Origin of the sequence: Blautia sp. BCRC 81119, from assembly GCF_003184505.1 — a bacterium.
GTDB lineage: Bacteria > Bacillota > Clostridia > Lachnospirales > Lachnospiraceae > Blautia_A > Blautia_A fusiformis.
Genome location: NZ_QJHD01000001.1, coordinates 224,749 through 242,698, shown reverse-complemented (window position 1 = coordinate 242,698; position 17,950 = coordinate 224,749). Strand labels below are relative to the sequence as shown.

General features: G+C 45.5%; 16 protein-coding genes and 1 rRNA gene. 16 read left to right on the top strand and 1 reads right to left on the bottom strand.

The features are described from left to right. The 11 genes from DMI82_RS01055 to ptsP all read left to right on the top strand — a co-directional run. Positions 1 to 92, top strand: a 23S ribosomal RNA gene (locus tag DMI82_RS01055); the annotation flags it as partial. 205 nt (positions 93 to 297) lie between these two features. Beyond that, the gene (locus tag DMI82_RS01050; RefSeq protein ID WP_110102102.1) at positions 298 to 1,125 is read left to right on the top strand and encodes an HAD family hydrolase; all 828 of its coding nucleotides are present in this window, start codon (positions 298 to 300) and stop codon (positions 1,123 to 1,125) included. A 41-nt stretch (positions 1,126 to 1,166) separates the two neighbouring features. Further along, positions 1,167 to 2,477 (top strand): amidohydrolase, encoded by a 1,311-nt coding sequence (locus DMI82_RS01045; RefSeq protein WP_110102101.1) that lies wholly within the window; start codon positions 1,167 to 1,169, stop codon positions 2,475 to 2,477. 62 nt (positions 2,478 to 2,539) lie between these two features. After that, complete coding sequence (locus DMI82_RS01040; protein WP_110102099.1) at positions 2,540 to 3,802, top strand: ABC transporter ATP-binding protein; 1,263 nt, start codon at positions 2,540 to 2,542, stop codon at positions 3,800 to 3,802. Further along, complete coding sequence (locus tag DMI82_RS01035; RefSeq protein ID WP_110102097.1) at positions 3,795 to 4,649, top strand: ABC transporter permease; 855 nt, start codon at positions 3,795 to 3,797, stop codon at positions 4,647 to 4,649. Before DMI82_RS01040 ends, DMI82_RS01035 begins: the two co-directional genes overlap by 8 nt. Then, a complete protein-coding gene (locus DMI82_RS01030; RefSeq protein ID WP_022426292.1) occupies positions 4,646 to 5,440 on the top strand; it encodes an ABC transporter permease in 795 nt (264 codons plus the stop codon). The genes DMI82_RS01035 and DMI82_RS01030 overlap by 4 nt, the downstream gene beginning before the upstream one ends. After that, positions 5,430 to 6,476: a spermidine/putrescine ABC transporter ATP-binding protein gene (gene potA, locus DMI82_RS01025; RefSeq protein WP_015525681.1), complete on the top strand. Its 1,047-nt coding sequence runs from the start codon at positions 5,430 to 5,432 to the stop codon at positions 6,474 to 6,476. Before DMI82_RS01030 ends, potA begins: the two co-directional genes overlap by 11 nt. After that, positions 6,476 to 7,294, top strand: a complete 819-nt coding sequence (locus DMI82_RS01020; RefSeq protein WP_015525682.1) for an ABC transporter permease — start codon at positions 6,476 to 6,478, stop codon at positions 7,292 to 7,294. The genes potA and DMI82_RS01020 overlap by 1 nt, the downstream gene beginning before the upstream one ends. Positions 7,295 to 7,306: 12 nt before the next feature. Further along, positions 7,307 to 9,160, top strand: coding sequence for an extracellular solute-binding protein (locus tag DMI82_RS01015; RefSeq protein WP_110102095.1), 1,854 nt, complete (start codon positions 7,307 to 7,309; stop codon positions 9,158 to 9,160). Positions 9,161 to 9,191: 31 nt separating this feature from the next. Beyond that, on the top strand, positions 9,192 to 10,232 hold the full coding sequence (locus DMI82_RS01010) for a polyamine ABC transporter substrate-binding protein (protein WP_110102094.1): 1,041 nt from the start codon (positions 9,192 to 9,194) through the stop codon (positions 10,230 to 10,232). A gap of 29 nt (positions 10,233 to 10,261) precedes the next feature. Beyond that, on the top strand, positions 10,262 to 11,914 hold the full coding sequence (ptsP, locus tag DMI82_RS01005) for a phosphoenolpyruvate--protein phosphotransferase (protein WP_022426290.1): 1,653 nt from the start codon (positions 10,262 to 10,264) through the stop codon (positions 11,912 to 11,914). Between the two features lie 156 nt (positions 11,915 to 12,070). Here ptsP and DMI82_RS01000 read toward each other — a convergent pair whose 3' ends face one another. Further along, positions 12,071 to 12,949: a homocysteine S-methyltransferase family protein gene (locus tag DMI82_RS01000; protein WP_022426289.1), complete on the bottom strand. Its 879-nt coding sequence runs from the start codon at positions 12,947 to 12,949 to the stop codon at positions 12,071 to 12,073. A gap of 299 nt (positions 12,950 to 13,248) precedes the next feature. On the opposite strand from DMI82_RS01000, the gene DMI82_RS00995 reads away from it, so the two are divergent. The 5 genes from DMI82_RS00995 to DMI82_RS00975 all read left to right on the top strand — a co-directional run bounded on the left by DMI82_RS00995 (position 13,249) and on the right by DMI82_RS00975 (position 17,826). Next, positions 13,249 to 13,974, top strand: coding sequence for a polysaccharide biosynthesis tyrosine autokinase (locus tag DMI82_RS00995; RefSeq protein ID WP_015525686.1), 726 nt, complete (start codon positions 13,249 to 13,251; stop codon positions 13,972 to 13,974). A 36-nt stretch (positions 13,975 to 14,010) separates the two neighbouring features. Continuing rightward, the gene (locus DMI82_RS00990; RefSeq protein ID WP_015525687.1) at positions 14,011 to 14,727 is read left to right on the top strand and encodes a CpsB/CapC family capsule biosynthesis tyrosine phosphatase; all 717 of its coding nucleotides are present in this window, start codon (positions 14,011 to 14,013) and stop codon (positions 14,725 to 14,727) included. Between the two features lie 12 nt (positions 14,728 to 14,739). Continuing rightward, complete coding sequence (locus DMI82_RS00985) at positions 14,740 to 15,474, top strand: YveK family protein (RefSeq protein ID WP_110102089.1); 735 nt, start codon at positions 14,740 to 14,742, stop codon at positions 15,472 to 15,474. A gap of 51 nt (positions 15,475 to 15,525) precedes the next feature. After that, positions 15,526 to 16,320, top strand: a complete 795-nt coding sequence (locus tag DMI82_RS00980) for an immunoglobulin-like domain-containing protein (RefSeq protein WP_022426287.1) — start codon at positions 15,526 to 15,528, stop codon at positions 16,318 to 16,320. An 87-nt stretch (positions 16,321 to 16,407) separates the two neighbouring features. Then, positions 16,408 to 17,826 (top strand): sugar transferase, encoded by a 1,419-nt coding sequence (locus DMI82_RS00975; RefSeq protein ID WP_022426286.1) that lies wholly within the window; start codon positions 16,408 to 16,410, stop codon positions 17,824 to 17,826. Positions 17,827 to 17,950: the final 124 nt, after the last annotated feature.

Here is a 17,950-nt window from a genome sequence, read left to right as displayed (position 1 = left end):
CCCCCTTGAAGACGACGAGGTAGATAGGGCAGAGGTGGAAGTGTGGTAACACATGGAGCTGACTGTTACTAATCGGGTGAGGGCTTGACCAAGAAACGCAGGTTAAGAATTGATTCAAAAAAGATTAACGATCATCAACAGAACATGTATGTAGTTTTGAATATACAATCGTAAAAAAGTGGCTTAAACAGCCACTTTTTTTGTGCTATAATAAAGAAATATTTTATCATCAATTTCCCTGTCAACTGAAAAAAGTTTCCCTATCTACAGTCCATAGTAAAACGAAAGGATTTATTTATGAAAACACTATATGTATCAGATCTCGACGGAACTCTTTTACGAAAAAATGAAACTTTATCTTCATATACAATAAAAACAATCAATGCTTTAACTTCTTCAGGCATGTTATTTTCCTATGCAACAGCTCGTTCCTTAAATACGGCAAAAAAAGTAACAGAAGGCCTTAACACACACTTTCCTCTTATTATATACAATGGGGCATTTGTGAAAGATAATATAACAGAGGAAATTCTCATTGCCAATTATTTTGAAGAGGATATATATGAGGTATTGAGGGATCTTTTTGCACACGAAATATATCCGATCATATATTCATATCAGGATAATGTTGAAAAGTTTTCTTATATAGCGGCAAAGGCAACAAGTGGAATGCAGACATTTTTAAACAGCCGGAAGGGCGACAAACGCACGAATATTGTAACTACAGAATCTGAACTGATGTATGGAGATCTTTTTTATATCACCTGCATTGATAATCCGGAGAAGCTGGAACCATTTTATCATAAATATAAAAATAAATATCATGTTGTTTATCAGAAGGGCATCTACACAGGAGAACAGTGGCTGGAGATCATGCCACAAAAAGCATCCAAAGCGCAGGCTGCTTTGCAGCTAAAACAAAAACTGGAATGTGACAGATTAGTTGTTTTTGGTGATGGAAAAAATGATATTGATATGTTTAAAATAGCGGATGAAGCCTATGCAGTGGAAAATGCAGTGAGTGAACTGAAAGCTGTGGCAACCGGGATCATCGGTTCCAATGAAAACGACGGAGTAGCGAAATATCTCCAGAAAATATCTATTTCCAAATCAACTGTTTTATGATATCATATAGCTTAACCTGCGGAAAATGGAGGTTATAAGACATGAATCATATTGAAGAAAAGATCATTCAGACTATAGATGAACACAGAGATGAGATCATAGCCTTTGCGAAGGATATCCAGAGTCATCCGGAACCAGGGTTTTATGAGGAGAGAACAGCCGCACACGTAGCGGCTTTTTTGCGTGGCCTGGGACTTCGTGTGCATGGAGGACTTGCACGCACAGGAGTCCGCGCTGAGTGGATGGAACAGGACGGACCGAACATTACGATTATCGGAGAACTTGACGCCATCGGATGTAAGTCGCATCCGATGGCTGATCCCGCCAACGGGACAGCACATGCATGCGGACACCACGCACAGATTGCAGCCATGATCGGCGCAGCATTGGCACTGACCAATGAGGAGGTTCAAGCCTCTCTGTCTGGGTCCGTATCTTTTTTTGCCGTTCCGGCGGAAGAATACATTGATGCAGATAAACGTGCATGGCTTCGGAAAGAGGGAATCGGCTTTCCTGCATCCGGAAAAAGCGAACTGATCCGGCTTGGAGAATTTGATCATTCAGACATTATTTTGACCACACATGTGCACATGATGCCGGTAGAAGAAGATTTTTACCTGGGGAATGCGGCCTGCAATGGATTTTCCGCAGAACGAGTGACAGTAAGAGGAAAAGCCGCACATGCAGCCATTGATCCATGGGATGGTGTCAATGCATTAAGTATTACTTCCAGTGCCATTCAGATGATGGGACTGATGCGGGAAACGTTCCGGGAGGAAGACCATGTGCGTCTTCACAACGTGATCCGAAAAGCCGGAGATGTGATCAATGCAGTTCCAGACGAAGCGGTGATCGAAACAAAAGTCCGTGCAGCGTCTCTGGATGCGATCCGGGCAACACAGGAAAAAATGGACCGTGCCTATGACGGAGCTGCCTATGCATTCGGTGGTACGATCGAAAGAGAACCGCTTCAGGGATATATGCCGATCTTGCACAGAGGTGCGGATAAAGTGATGGAAGAATCCGTAAAGCTTCTGGATGCTTCATACCGATGTTCAAAGCCGGCAGATTTTAACAACGCCTGTACCGACGTAGGAGACCTGACCCATCTGTTTCCAGTGCTGAATTTTACATTTGGAGGATTTGCGGGAAAACTTCACGGAGCAGATTTTAAGATCATGGATGAAGAACTGGCATATATCAAACCAGCCAAGCTTCTGGCACTGACTACGTATCGTCTTCTCTGTGATCAGGCAAAAGAAGCAAAAAAAATCTGTCAGGAATTTAAACCTGTATTTAATAAAGAAACTTATTGTCAGTATATACGAGATAATTTTCATGAAAATGAGTAGTTAACCGAATCAGAAAATCCCATGCAGGGGGCGGATATCATAGCAAACAGAAGGAGAACTAAATGTCCGAAATTTCATTAGAATTGAAAAACATAAAAAAGAGCTTCCAGGAAGGTGAGGACGTCCTGGAAAGCATCTGTCTTACAGCAAAAAAAGGAGAATTTGTCACTCTGCTGGGGTCTTCCGGCTGTGGAAAAACCACTACACTGCGGATCATTGCAGGCCTGGAACAGCCAGATTCCGGCCAGGTTTTTCTGGATGGAAAGGATGTGACATCCCTGGAACCGAATCAGCGCAATGTGAACACAGTGTTCCAGAATTATGCACTTTTTCCCCATATGAATGTAGCAGATAACATTGGATATGGGCTGAAATTGAAAAAAACATCGAAAGCGGAGATCAGCAGAAGAGTCAAAGAAATGCTGGAGCTTGTTCAGCTTCCGGGCTTTGAGAGGCGTAAGCCGTCAGAGCTTTCCGGCGGTCAGCGCCAGCGTGTGGCCATAGCCAGAGCACTTGTGAACAATCCGGAGGTACTTCTTCTGGACGAACCCCTTGGTGCACTGGATCTGCAGCTGAGGCGTGCCATGCAGCACGAGCTGAAGCGCCTGCAGAAGAAGCTGGGGATCACCTTTATCTATATCACTCACGATCAGGAAGAAGCCATCAACATGTCTGATACGATTGCTGTGATGAACCACGGTCGCTTTGAGCAGATTGGGACGCCGGATGAGATCTATAATCATCCGAAGACCAGCTATGTGGCAACCTTTGTTGGAAATGCCAATATCCTGACCGGTATTGTGGAAAGCATTGCGGAAGAGGAGATTGACGGTACTTCCGCTCAGATCACCGTAAGAACTGATGCCGGAAAAGTAAAAGTATCAATGGACACCGCAGCTACATCTGACAGAGGATTTTTTCCGCAAAAAGGAGAAAAGGTTACCATCGCAGTAAGAAGCGAAAATATCCGGTTTGAGGAAAATAAAAAAAATGCACAACAAAGCACGCCGAATTGCACATCAGAAAACACACAAAAGAGTGTACAGGAGCCCGCAGAAAAACACACAGAGGACAGCTGCGATGGCTTAACCGCCGAAGTCATTGAAAAAACCTTCGCCGGCGGCCAGCTCCGTGTTGTTTTGAAAATTTCGGAAGGTCAGGAAATCGTGGCAAGCCGTTACGGCATTGATACAAATGTCAGTGTAGGAGAAAAGGTGCGCTGCTGTTTTCTTCCTACAGATGCAGTGCTGGTAGATCGGGAAGAAAGATCAGAAGAAGTATTGCCGGATCAGTCAGGTCCCTGTGTAGGAGGTACTCATGCGTAAGCACAGAGCAGGCTCCGTATGGATGATCCTGCCGCTGTATCTTTTTACACTGATCTTCGTCGCACTGCCTCTTCTGTATGTAGCTGCACTGAGCTTTTCCACAGCAGACGGCGGCTACGGCGTGAACTGGAAATTTACTCTGGATAATTACAAGCAGATCCTGGAGCCTGTATACCTGCAGACCTTTACGGGATCCTTCCGCCTTGCGCTCACCAGCACTTTGATCATTTGTCTGGTGGGCTACCCATTCGGATACTTTATGGCAAAGCTTTCCGAGGGCAAAAAGAAGCTGGCCATGCTTTTCCTGATGCTGCCTTTCTGGGTGAATTCCCTGATCCGTCTTTATGGCTGGATCATCATTCTCCAGAAAAAGGGCCTTCTGAATTATCTGCTGATGAAGCTTGGCATCATCCAGGAGCCCTTAAAAATCCTGTACAGCTATCCTGCGATCGTGATCGGTATGATCTATGTATTGCTGCCGTTTATGGCACTGTCCGTATATTCCAGTGCGGAAAAGCTGGACTGGTCCCTTGTGGAAGCTGCCAGAGACCTTGGAGCCAGCAGATGGAAGGCTTTCTGGAGCGTCACCTTTAAGCTGACTTTGCCGGGACTTCTTTCCGGAGTGATACTTACCTTTATTCCGTCTATGGGTCTGTTTTTTATTGCGGATATCCTGGGCGGAAACAAGATCGTACTTGTGGGAAGTCTGATCCAGGAGCAGATGACAAGAGGCAATAACTGGCCCTTTGCCGCAGCACTGGCTGTGGTACTGATGATACTGACAACTCTGATGATCGTATTATATCGGAAGCTTACCAATGTGAAGGAACTGGAGGGAATCGGATGAAAAAGAACTCAAAGCTTTCAGGACTGTACCTGGGAATCCTGTTTTTCCTTATGTATCTGCCCATTGGTGTGGTAGTGGTATTTTCGTTTAATGAAGCAAGACTTCCGGTGCGCTTTACCGGATTTTCCCTGAAATGGTATCAGGAACTGTTTCAGGACAGGGATCTGATCCAGGCATTGAAAAACAGTTTGATCCTGGCGGTGTCCAGCTGTGGGGTATCTGCAGTGATCGGAACACTGGGGGCTGTAGGACTTTCCAGGATCCACTGGAAAACAAAAGGGGTGATGGAGTATATTTCCATCCTGCCTCTGATGATCCCGGAAATCATTCTGGGAATGGTACTGATGGCATTTTTCTATATGCTGAACCTGCCATTTGGAATGCTGACACTTCTGATCGGACACACGGTTTTCTGCGTGCCCTATATTTTGATGGAGGTAAAAGCAAGGCTTGTGGGAATGGATCCGTCCCTGGAAGAGGCAGCCAGAGATCTTGGTGCCGGTTCCTTTCGGGCCTTCTGGGACATTACCCTGCCGCTGATCATGCCGGCTGTTATATCCGGTTCTCTGCTGGCCTTTGCCATGTCCATGGACGATGTGGTGATCAGTATTTTTGTAACCGGGCCACGTGTATCCACGCTGCCGATAAAAGTTTACACACAGATGAAAACAGGCGTTACGCCGGAGATCAATGCACTTTGTACCATAATGCTGGGAGTGATCCTTCTGGTACTGGCAGTATATCTGATCGCAGGAAAACGCGGGAAGGGGAATATAAAAGATGAGCAATAAACTGATCGAGTTAAAAAATCTCACAAAAAACTTTGATGACCAGCAGGTGCTCCGGGGCATTAATCTGGACATTCACGAAAACGAATTCCTTACGCTTCTGGGACCCAGCGGCTGTGGAAAGACAACAACCTTAAGGATCATTGCCGGCTTTGAGGAGCCAAGCGGCGGAGAGGTACTGTTTAACGGAATTGAGATCTCCAAGCTGCCTCCATATAAAAGAGAGATCAACACGGTATTCCAGAAATATGCATTGTTTCCGCATCTCAATGTTATGGACAATATCGGTTTCGGCCTGAATCTGAAAAAGGTAGATAAATCTGTTATTGAGCAGAAGGTAAAAAGAATGCTGAAAATGGTAGGGCTGGAAGGCTTCGAAAAAAGAGATGTTACACTTCTTTCTGGTGGACAGCAGCAGCGAGTTGCCATTGCCAGAGCTCTTGTCAATGAGCCGAAGGTTCTTCTGCTGGATGAGCCACTCGGCGCACTGGATGCCAAGATCCGTAAGCAGATGCAGATCGAGCTGAAAAAGATCCAGAGAGAGGTAGGAATCACCTTTATCTATGTTACCCATGACCAGGAGGAGGCACTTTCCATGTCTGATACGGTAGTAGTCATGAACAACGGTGAGATCCAGCAGATCGGCAGCCCGACAGATATCTATAATGAGCCGGAGAACCGTTTTGTTGCCGGCTTTATCGGAGAGTCCAATATTATAGAAGGAACGATGATCAGGGATTTCCTTGTGGAGTTTGATGGCTTCCGTTTTGAATGTGTAGACAAGGGATTTGAGGACAACGAAGCCATTGAGGTTGTTCTCCGCCCGGAGGATCTGGATATTGTGGAACCGGATCAGGCCAAGATCAGAGGAACTGTACGGAACATTACGTTCAAGGGCGTGCATTATGAGATCCTGGTCGAGACGGAGCTTCGCACATACATGGTGCATACTACCGATTATGCAGAAGTGGGACGTGAAGTGGGACTGAAGTTTGGTCCTGAGGATATCCATGTTATGTGCAGAATGGGAGGATACTAATGAAACAGTTCAAGCATCTGATCAAGCCGTATATCATCTGGGCTTCGATCCTGATCGTGGTACCATTGATCCTGATCGTGCTTTATGCATTTACCTCAGATGGAAATGAAGTTCTGACCCTGCATTTTACATGGGCGAATTTTGCAAAATTTCTGGAAGCTACATATTTAAGTGTTATCCTGAAATCCTTCCGCCTGGGTATCCTGACCACACTAATCTGCCTGGTCTGCGGATATCCGCTGGCATACATTATTTCCAAATATTCCGAAAAGGTGCAGAGCTTTCTGATCCTTATGGTCACCATTCCCATGTGGATCAACATGCTTCTCCGTACCTATGCATGGATGAACATTCTTTCTGACAATGGTCTGGTGAACAACCTTCTGAAAATGCTGGGAATCTCACCGATCACCATGATGTATACAGATTTTTCCGTTATCGTGGGCCTTGTCTGTAACTTTATGCCCTTTATGATCATTCCGATCCATACATCCTTAAGTAAAATGGACAAGTCACTGATCGAAGCGGCCAACGACCTTGGTGCCAATCCCTTCCAGACCTTCTGGAGGATCACCTGGAAGCTTTCCATGCCAGGTGTGGTCAATGGTATCATGATGGTATTCCTTCTGTCCATATCAACCTTCGTTATTCCGAAGCTTCTCGGCGGCGGCCAGTACATGCTGATCGGTAATCTCATCGAGTCACAGTTTATTTCTGTAGGTGACTGGAACTTCGGAAGTGCCATCTCTCTGATCCTGGCAGTGATCATTCTGATCTTTATGAGCCTGATGAAGAAGATGGATACTCAGGACGATTAAAGGAGGCAGGAGATGAAAAGAAAAAATACCATATTTTCAAAATTATATGTAGTGCTGTGTCTGGCATTTTTTTACCTGCCGATCCTTGTGACCATGATCTTTTCCTTTAACTCATCCAAGTCCCTGACCAGATTTACAGGATTTTCCCTGCGCTGGTACGGAGAGCTGATAAACAACATGGAGATCAGTAAGGCAGTTTATGTTTCGGTCACAGTGGCAATTCTGGCAACTGTTATTTCCACAGTGCTGGGAACCATCACAGCCATCGGACTTTCAAAATCCAGAAAGGTGCTGAAGGAGATGGTCCTTACCATCAATAACTTTCCAATTCTGAATCCGGAGATCGTAACCGCGATTGGTCTGATGCTGCTGTTTTCTTCGCTGGGAATGACGAAAGGCTATCTGACCATGCTGCTGGCACATATCGCATTCTGTACGCCCTATGTGATCACCAGTGTATATCCGAAGGTACGAAGCCTGGATCCGAACCTTGCCAATGCAGCCATGGATCTTGGTGCAACGCCATATCAGGCACTTACCAAGGTTATCGTGCCCATGATCAAAGAAGGGATTTTTGCGGGAGCGCTCCTGGCCTTTACCATGTCCTTTGACGATTTCGTAATTTCCTACTTTGTTTCCGGAAACGGAGTAAAAAATATATCCATTGTTGTATATAATATGACAAAGCGCATCAATCCCACCATCAACGCCCTTTCTACTATTGTGATCGTGGTCATTGTACTGGTGCTTCTTTTTGCAAATCTGATCATGCCGAAGCTTCAGGCCTCCACCGTGAAAAAAATGGATCCGAAAAAAAGAAGGATCGTTGCGGTTGTCACAGCTGCTGCGGTTGTTCTGGTATTGGGAAAGTGGACGATTGTAAGCCAGGGAAACCACGTGCTTCGTGTATATAATGCCGGAGAATATATGGACCTGAGTCTTCTGGACAAATTTGAGAAGCAGTATAACTGTACTGTTGTATATGAAACCTTCGAGTCCAATGAGATGATGTACACCAAGCTGGCCAGTGGTGAAACCTACGATGTTCTGGTTCCGTCAGATTATATGATCGAAAGACTGATCAAGGAGGAATATCTTCAGGCCCTTGACTGGAAAAAAATCCCAAACAGCAAAAATCTTCTTCCCGAGGTACAGAATAAGGACTATGATCCGGGAAATCGTTATTCCTGTCCGTATTTCTGGGGAACTGTAGGAATCCTTTATAATAAGAATGTAGTCTCTCAGGAGGATCTTGACAAAGAGGGCTGGAATATTCTCTGCGATGAAAAATATAAGGGAGATCTTTATATGTATGATTCCGAAAGGGATTCCTTTATGATCGCCCTGAAGGCGCTGGGGTATTCCATGAACACAAAAAATCTTGATGAGATCCAGCAGGCTTATGAGTGGCTGATCCGGCAGAGAGATACCATGGATCCGATCTATGCAGGTGATGATGTGATCGACAACATGATCTCAGGAAACAAGGCAATGGCGGTTGTTTATTCCGGAGATGCTTCCTATATTATCAGCGAAAATCCGGAGCTTGGCTATTATACTCCGCAGCAGGGAACCAATACCTGGTATGATGCCATGGTCATCACCAAGGACTGCAATGAAGTAGATCTGGCTCATGAGTTCATCAATTTTATGCTGGATGATGAAAATGCTCTTTCCAATACCGAAGAAGTAGGATATACTTCTACTGTAAAGAGTGCATTCGAGGAGATGAAGAACGGAACTTATGAGGGAATTTCTTCCTATATTCCGCAGATCGACAATCCAAAGAATGAGATCTTCGGATACCAGAAGCCAAAGATCAAGCAGAAATTCGCAGAGCTTTGGACAAAGGTAAAAGCAAAATAACAAGACGTCAGAGAGACATGAAGGAGGTTCTATGAAAGTAAAAAAAGCAGCAGCGATCATGTTATGTGCGGTACTTGGAACATCTATGATAACAGGTGTCAGTGTCAGTGCAAAGGATAAGGATGAACTGGTACTTTATACATGGGACGGAATGTTTCCACAGGAAGTGCTGGATGATTTTGAAAAAGAAACAGGGACCAAGGTGGTATATTCCAACTTTGATACCGATGAGACCATGCTTGAGAAGCTTTCCCAGGCAAAGGGCGGCGATTACGATGTGGTAATTGCAGATGATTACATTATCGACAGCGCGGTAAAAGAGGGACTTGTCCAGAAGATCGACAAGGATACCGTTTCCAATTTTAAGAACATCAACCCCCTTTATCAGGGACAGTTTTATGATCCGGATGACGAATATACAGTACCTTACGGAGCAGGAATCCCACTGATCGTTTATGATCCGGAGCAGGTAGATATCGACATTAAAGGATACAAGGATCTCTGGGATAAGTCTCTGGAGGACAGCATTGCCATCGTAGGTAATTACCGCGTGATCTGTGGCATCACACAGCTTTCCATGGGAGAGAGCATGAACGAAGAAGATGTAGCCGTGATCGACAAGACAGGTGAGAAGCTGAAAGAGCTGGCACCGAACATTCGTATGATCCAGGATGACAATACACAGAATGCCCTTCTCAACGGAGAGGCAAGTGTGGCATTTCTTTATACATCACAGGTAACACAGGCGCTGAAGGATAATCCGGATCTTAAGGTGGTTTATCCGGAGGAAGGTCTTGGATTTGGTATTATGGGAATGTTTGTGCCAAGTGAAGCACCGAATGCGAAGGCTGCCAATGAATTTATCAATTATATCCTGGAGCCGGAAGTATCTGCACAGTGCATCAACTATATCGGATACTACAATACAAACAAGGCAGCAGATGATCTGGTAGACGAGAGCCTGGTTGTTCCGGACAGCGTGACAAAGGGTGAGATCGTACAGAATGTAAGCCAGGAAGCAGAGCAGGAATACAATAAGATCTGGACAGAGTTTAAAGCTGCCTGCGATTAAGCAGACGGACCAGTAAGGGGGTTTTTCAGGTGGAGATATACAAAGGCACATCCGCTTTTTCCGGAATAGCCATTGGAAAAATACTGTATTACCACAGAGGCGAATATCAGATCCGTCAGTCCATGGTAGACAATGTAAAAAAGGAGCTGGATCGTCTGGATAATGCAAGAACAGCGGTAAAGAACCAGATCCAGCATATGTATAAAAACGGAGCACCCCTCCCCAAAGAGCAGGAGCTGACCTTGAAACGTCAGCTGAAGCTCTTAAGTGGCGGAAGCTTCCAGCGGGCCGTGGAAAGCATGATCACGACAGAAAAGGTCAGTGCAGCTTACGCAGTCCAGACAACCAGGGATGAGCTTGCAAATGTGTTCCGCAAGCTGGAGGACGAGGCTGTCAAAGAACAGATCGAAAATATCAGGGAGATTTCCGAGCTGCTGATCGGCGCCATGGGTGGCTCCCATGCACGGATCAATCTGGGAGATGAGCCGGTGATCCTTGCAGCAGAGCAGCTTTCCCCCAATGAACTTCTGGAGATGAACAAAGCCAGTCTTCTGGCGGTAGTCATGCATCAGGGGTCTGTTATTTCCCATGTATCGATCATGGCAAAATCCATGGAAGTCCCCACCCTGGTCGAGGTGGAGATACAGAAAGAATGGGATGGCCATATGGCTATTGTAGATGGGTATACAGGAACACTGTATATCGATCCGGAGCCGGAGCTTCTTAAGGAATATGAGATCCGTCATGCAGCAGATAAGGAAGAGCGGGAAGAACTTTTGAGACTTCGGAACCAGAAGGATATCACAGCCGATGGCAAGGAGATCAAGCTTCTGGCAAACATCGGAAATCTGGATGATCTGAATACGGTTCTTTATTACGGAGCAGCAGGTATCGGCCTTCTTCGAAGTGAATTCCAGTATCTCGGAAGAGAGAATTATCCAAGAGAGAATGAGCTGTTCCGTGCCTATAAAAAAGTAGCCGAGGATATGGATGAACGTCCGGCAGTGATCCGTACCGTGGACCTGGGGGCAGACCGTCAGGCAGAATATATGGCAATTCCTGATGAGGTCAATCCTATGATGGGAAACCGCGGCATCCGCCTCTGCCTTGATCGCAAAAAAATGTTCAAAGCGCAGCTTCGGGCTATTTACCGTGCAAGTGCCTATGGAAATATCAACCTGATGTATCCGATGATCACGTCCGAGGATGAGCTGGATGAGATCGAGAAGCTGATCCGTGAGGTAAAAAAGGGCCTGGATGAGAAGAACATTCCTTACAAAAACATCCGTACCGGAATTATGATCGAGACACCGGCAGCGGTCATGATCAGTGAAGAACTTGGAAAACGTGTGGATTTTCTGAGCCTAGGAACCAATGACCTGACCCAGTATACCCTGGCTATGGACCGGCAGAATCTTCTTTTGAAGGATAAATACAATGATCATCATCCGGCGCTTGTAAAGATGATCCGCATGGTAACAGAGGCAGGACATAAGTCAGGATGTGAAGTTTACATATGCGGAGAGCTGGCAGCAGATTCCAATCTTACAGAAGCTTTTATCCAGATGGGAGTGGACGGCCTTTCCGTTGTTCCTGCCTGTGTACTTCCAGTGCGAAAAGCGATCCGCAGCTCCTATGCGGATGAGGCAAACCGGCCGGAAGAAGCAGTAAAAGAGAAATAATATCCGGAAAAATAAAAATCCTGAGAATTTCTATGTTGATATCTGTTGATATCTCACATAGGATCCTCAGGAATTTTTTGACGGAATCTTTCACTCACGGCTTATTGCTGTTCTAAATTGAAGCAGTGCGTGGAAGCATATCTGTTCCGGTTAAAGTTATCGAAGTCCAAGCACCTGGGCGGTTTCCGAAATAAACTCCGGTGTGGTACCACAGCATCCGCCGATCACGGAAGCACCGTTGTCCACCAGCACCTTCATATAACCTGCAAAATCCGCAGGGGTCATGCTGTAAACTGCATTTCCAAGATCATCGATCTGGGGCATTCCCGCATTGGGTTTGGCAATGACCGGAATGGAAACGTTCTCCTTGATATTGCGGATAACCGATACCAGCTGATCCGGGCCAACCGAGCAGTTGATGCCGACAGCGTCTGCACCTGCAGCTTCCAGGGACATGGCAGCCTCTATGGCATTTCCGCCGCTGAAGATACTTCCGTCTGCTTCTACAGTCACGGTACAGATGATAGGAAGCTCGCAGACACTCTGGCAGGCGTCTACAGCAGCCAGTGTCTCCTCGATATTGATCATGGTTTCCGCTACGATCAGGTCCACACCTGCATCACGGAGATAGCCGATCTGTTCCTGATAGACTTCGAAGGCTTTTTCGTAAGTCATGTCACCGGCCGGTGCCATCATCTTGCCTGTGGTGGTGATATCACCTGCTACGAAAACACCCTCCGGTGCGATCTCCTTTGAATAGCCGGCCAGGGTATGATTGATCTGTTCAATCTGATCCTCAAGTCCGTGCATAGTGAGGTTAATGCGGTTTCCTCCGAAGGTAGGCGCATAGATGATATGGCTTCCCGCCTCGATGTATGCCTTCTGCAGAGACTGGATCACATCCTTGTGCTCAAGCACCCAGCTCTCTGTGCAGACACCACGCGGCATGCCGGCCTTCATCAGGTTGGAGCCGGTAGCACCATCCAGCAGCAGGACATGATCTTCGGTCAGTTTCTGAAATTCCTGTTTTGTCATATGTTTATATCCTCCTTATGGCAGCCAATCACGGTTGGCAAAAAATAGGGCTCCTCCTGTAACCGCTGCACTCATTGCCGTGGGTTTATTTTAACACAGGGAATAAAAATAATCTATCCTGTTTCTGGGACGGGAAATAAAAAATAATAAAAATTAGGCAAATTGTACATATTTAACGACTTTTCTGTCGAATAAAGAACTTGCGTATTAGAAAATAGGATTGTATAATAACCTATAGACATGCCCAAAGGGCAAGACTGTCATCAGATAGAACATAAAGGTAAAGGTGAAAAGGAATTATGATTAAAGTTAAACTGAGCAACTGGAAGTCTGATCACCAGATGGATGAGGCTTATAAAGCTCTGCGAACAAATATCCAGTTCTGCGGAGCAGATAAGAAAGTGATCGCACTTACCAGCTGTACTCCTAATGAGGGAAAGAGCAGTGTGGCATTTAATCTTGCTGCCTCTCTTGCTGAGAGCGGCAAATCAGTGCTTCTGATCGATGCCGATCTGCGTAAATCCGTTTTGATGGGACGTGTGACAGTAGACCAGGAGGTAATGGGACTTGCTCATTATCTTTCCAAGCAGGCCAAGCTTTCTGACGTGATCTGTGCCACTACACTTCCGAAGTTCCATATTATCTTCTCCGGTATCGTACCTCCGAACCCGGCAGAGCTTCTCGGAAACAGACTCTTCAAGGATATGATCCGCGTGGTAAGAGATGTTTATGATTACGTTATTGTAGATACACCGCCGCTTGGATTGATCATCGACAGTGCTATCATAGCAGATTCCTGCGACGGATCTGTAATCGTCGTTGAATCCGGTACCATCAGCTACCGTTTTGTACAGGAAGTAAGAGATCAGCTTGCCAAGAGCAACTGCCCGATCCTGGGAACCATCCTGAACAAGGTGGACTACAGCAAGGCCGGCAATTACGGTCACTATGGCAAGTATGGTAAATACGGCAAGTACGGTAAGTATGGTTCCTACGGAGATTATGGTGAGAGCAGCAGTAAATAAAAAAACATTGACAACAGAAATGAGTGGGTTATTTTAATGAAGGGACTTTATGATATTCATTGTCATATCCTCCCCGGGGTGGATGACGGTGCAAGAAACATGGAAGAATCACTCTGGATGCTCAACAAGGAGTATCAGGAGGGCGTACGTCATGTGATCCTGACACCACATTTCCGGTACGATATGTTTGAGCCGCATATGAACATTGTGACAAGACAGTTCATGCAGCTGCGTAGAGCAGCCATGAATATTGGTGATGAAGGCATGAGACTTTATCTGGGCTGTGAACTCCATTCCAGTATGGATATGGTGGAATGCCTTAAGAAGGGACGGCGGCTTACCCTTGCAGGTTCCAGATATGTGCTTGTGGAATTCAGCAACGGAGATGAGAAAAATTATATTGAAGAACGGGTCAGAAGTCTTCTGATGAATGGTTTTATCCCGATCATCGCTCATGTGGAACGTTATAAGGCTACCCGGAACGATATTGGATTTTTGACAGAGCTGAAGGATATGGGAGCACATATCCAGGTCAACGCAGATACCATCAGCGGTCAGGACGGATTCGGGGCAAAAACCTTTGCACGGAAAGTCATGAAGCATGGGCTTCTGGATTTTGTCGGTTCTGACGGACACCGTAAGACGGAGCGTATCCCGGAGATCGGCAAATGTGTCGCCAAAATGGAAAAAACAATGGGGAGCGAATATGTAAAGAAGATCTTTATCAAAAATCCCCGGAAAATCACAGGGTAATGGAGAAAAGAAATGGAAAATCAGACTGTTAACAACAACGACGAAGTAGAGATCGATCTTGGTGAGGTATTTCACCTGTTACTGAGCAAGCTGGGTGTTATCGTTTTATCCGGTATTGTTTTCTGCCTGGCAGCTGTTATGGGAACCATGCTTCTGATCACACCGAAGTATGAATCCACAACCAAGATCGTGGTACTGTCCAAGCAGGACAGCAGCACACTGACCAATCAGGATATCCAGACAAGTACATCACTGACCAAGGACTATGCGGAGCTGATCAAGAGCCGTACAGTTACTGAGGGTGTGATCGCACAGCTGAAACTGGATATGACACATGAGAAGCTTCTTAAGAAGCTTTCCGTAGATACACCAACGGATACACGAGTAGTATCCATCACAGTTACAGATACCGATCCTTATACAGCGGCAGAGATCGCAAACGCAGTAAGAGATATTGCTTCCAAGCATATCCAGCAGGTTATGGATATCAAGGCAGTAAATGTGGTAGAGACAGCAAACATCCCGGATGAGCCATCAAGCCCAAGTGTACCGAAAAACGGTGTGATCGGCGGACTTCTGGGTATCCTTCTGGCAGCAGCTGTTGTGATCATCGTATATCTGACAAACGATACTGTAAAGACACCGGAAGACGTAGAGAAATATCTTGGATTAAGCGTACTTGGTACAATCCCATACTCTTCCAAAATGGGCAAGAAATCCAAAAAGAAAAAGAAACGTCACGCATAAAAATAACAACAACGGATCAAAGTGTTGGGAAAGGCCGGGAGCAGCAAAAATATGAAGAAATTTTTTGTGTTTTTATTAGTGGTCATCTGCCTTGGTATGGGAGCCGGTGTAGTATACATGAAGAGCTCCGAGGATAATGAAGGACCGAAGATCACATTTGAAGAGGGAAAAGATACGAATTATACATCCGATATGACAGAAGAGGATCTTCTGAAGGATGTAAAGGCACAGGATGACAGAGATGGAGATGTTACAGAGTCTCTTACTGTAGAAACCATATATCCGAAGAATGACGGAAAACAGGTTTCTGTTATCTTTGTTGCAAAGGACAAAAACAACAATGTAACAAAAAAAGAATTTACCATGGAAGCTCAGGACGGCAGTGCCGAAAATCCGCAGCTGGGACTGATCGATAATGACGGTCTCACAGAGGACGGAGATTCCACAGATACCACAGAGCCTGCAGAAGAGACAGATATGCAGGATGGGACAGAAGCAGACAGCACAGATGCTGAAAGCGGAGATTCCGCAGAAGGAGAACTGACTCCGGAGGAACAGGCGCAGAAGACACAGGAAGACAAGATCGAGCAGCTTTCTCCGCAGGATCCAAAGATGTATCTGACTACATATTACGTAGAGGTACCGGTAGGAACTACGCTGGATAAATTAAGCTATGTAAAGGATATCCAGGATGATACAGAGTCAACCAGTGATCTTTTCAAAAGGATTCAGATCACCGGTGATGTAAATACAGCTGCACCGGGAACTTACGAGCTTACATATTATGTAGTAGACAACAGTGGAAACAGCTCCAACGGAGCCGTACTTACCATTGTTGTGAAATAAATATCATCCCCTCTCCAGGTGCCTGAGATACCGGAGAGGGGATAAAAGCAACAAAAAATGTAAGCGAGGGAAGGCGTAGAAAAGAATATGTATCAAAAAGAAAACAGCAGCTGGGTAAAACATGCCGATTTTACGATTTGCGATATGTTGTGTCTGCAGCTTGCGTTTGTACTTGCATACTGGATCCGAAACGGGATCGATCAGCCATACGAGACAGAGCTGTATCGAAATGTGGCAGTGGTGATGTTTCTTATCCAGCTGATGGTCACATTTTTTAATGAAAGCTTCAGCGGAGTTCTGCGAAGAGGAATGCTGGTGGAACTGAAGAAAACCTTTGAACAGTGTACACTGGTCTGTCTTCTGGTCCTGGCATATATGTTTCTTTTAAGAATTGGAAACAATTATTCCAGAATGATCCTGCTGATCACCTATGTACTTTATATCTGCTTCAGCTACTGCGGCAGACAGGCATTGAAGAAATTCCTGAAGGATCACAGATACGAAGAAAGCGAGAAGCGATCCCTGCTGATCGTTACAGTCAGTGAAAATGCAGACAATGTGGTGGAAACCATCCGCAAGAATAATTACGGAACCTATCATTTGGCAGGAATTGTTTTTATGGATTGTGACAAGAAGGGAGCATCCGTCTGTGGAGTGCCGGTAGTAGCCGGAAAGGAGGATATGATCTCCTATATCCATAAGAACTGGATCGATGAAGTATTTTTTGCAGTGCCTAAGGAAATTCCGATCCCGGAGCAGATGATCAAGGATTGTTCTGCAATGGGAGTTGTTATCCATATGAGACTGGCAACCATGAAATCCCTTGGCAAGAACCAGGTGGTGGAGGAGCTTGGCGGATACACTGTGCTTTCCAGCAGTATCCACATTGTGACACCGCGCCAGATGTTTGTGAAACGAGCTATGGATATCGCAGGCGGTCTGGTAGGTTGTCTTTTTACAGGAATCGCAGCGATCTTTCTGGTTCCGGCCATTAAGATCAAATCTCCGGGTCCTGCATTTTTCTCACAGGTCCGCATGGGAAAGAACGGTCGTCCGTTCAAGATCTATAAATTCCGCTCCATGTATATGGATGCAGAAGAACGCAAAAAAGAACTGATGAAACAGAATAACATAAAAGATGGAATGATGTTCAAAATGGATGATGATCCACGAATCATCAAAGGAGTAGGACATTTTATCCGAAAGACATCCCTGGATGAATTTCCACAGTTCTGGAATATTCTGAAAGGAGATATGAGTCTTGTAGGAACCAGACCGCCGACAATGGATGAGTGGGAGAAGTATGAGCTTCACCATCGCAAACGTCTGGCCATCAAGCCGGGACTTACCGGTATGTGGCAGGTAAGCGGTCGAAGTGATATTACGGATTTCGAGGAAGTCGTAGAGCTTGACACAAAGTACATTGCCGAATGGTGTCTGAAGCTGGATATAGAGATCCTGGTTAAGACAGTTATGGTCGTTTTCCGCGGAAGCGGCGCCAAATGATCCATACATATTGAGATTTGAATATAATGACCCGGGCTGCGGGGACGCAGTCCGGGGATAAAAATAAATTAGATAAGTTATAAATATAAAAGAGGAAGTAAAAAATGCAGATTTTATTGATCAT

What these genes read in the sequence shown, in the direction of transcription:
- DMI82_RS00980 (WP_022426287.1), top strand. Translation starts at nt 15,526, where the DNA reads ATGAAGAAATTTTTTGTGTTTTTATTAGTGGTCATCTGCCTTGGTATG.
- DMI82_RS01015 (WP_110102095.1), top strand. Translation starts at nt 7,307, where the DNA reads ATGAAAAGAAAAAATACCATATTTTCAAAATTATATGTAGTGCTGTGT.
- potA (WP_015525681.1), top strand. Translation starts at nt 5,430, where the DNA reads ATGAGCAATAAACTGATCGAGTTAAAAAATCTCACAAAAAACTTTGAT.
- DMI82_RS01010 (WP_110102094.1), top strand. Translation starts at nt 9,192, where the DNA reads ATGAAAGTAAAAAAAGCAGCAGCGATCATGTTATGTGCGGTACTTGGA.
- DMI82_RS01020 (WP_015525682.1), top strand. Translation starts at nt 6,476, where the DNA reads ATGAAACAGTTCAAGCATCTGATCAAGCCGTATATCATCTGGGCTTCG.
- DMI82_RS00990 (WP_015525687.1), top strand. Translation starts at nt 14,011, where the DNA reads ATGAAGGGACTTTATGATATTCATTGTCATATCCTCCCCGGGGTGGAT.
- DMI82_RS01040 (WP_110102099.1), top strand. Translation starts at nt 2,540, where the DNA reads ATGTCCGAAATTTCATTAGAATTGAAAAACATAAAAAAGAGCTTCCAG.
- DMI82_RS01045 (WP_110102101.1), top strand. Translation starts at nt 1,167, where the DNA reads ATGAATCATATTGAAGAAAAGATCATTCAGACTATAGATGAACACAGA.
- DMI82_RS00975 (WP_022426286.1), top strand. Translation starts at nt 16,408, where the DNA reads ATGTATCAAAAAGAAAACAGCAGCTGGGTAAAACATGCCGATTTTACG.
- DMI82_RS00985 (WP_110102089.1), top strand. Translation starts at nt 14,740, where the DNA reads ATGGAAAATCAGACTGTTAACAACAACGACGAAGTAGAGATCGATCTT.
- DMI82_RS01050 (WP_110102102.1), top strand. Translation starts at nt 298, where the DNA reads ATGAAAACACTATATGTATCAGATCTCGACGGAACTCTTTTACGAAAA.
- DMI82_RS01035 (WP_110102097.1), top strand. Translation starts at nt 3,795, where the DNA reads ATGCGTAAGCACAGAGCAGGCTCCGTATGGATGATCCTGCCGCTGTAT.
- DMI82_RS01030 (WP_022426292.1), top strand. Translation starts at nt 4,646, where the DNA reads ATGAAAAAGAACTCAAAGCTTTCAGGACTGTACCTGGGAATCCTGTTT.
- DMI82_RS01000 (WP_022426289.1), bottom strand. Translation starts at nt 12,949, where the DNA reads ATGACAAAACAGGAATTTCAGAAACTGACCGAAGATCATGTCCTGCTG.
- DMI82_RS00995 (WP_015525686.1), top strand. Translation starts at nt 13,249, where the DNA reads ATGATTAAAGTTAAACTGAGCAACTGGAAGTCTGATCACCAGATGGAT.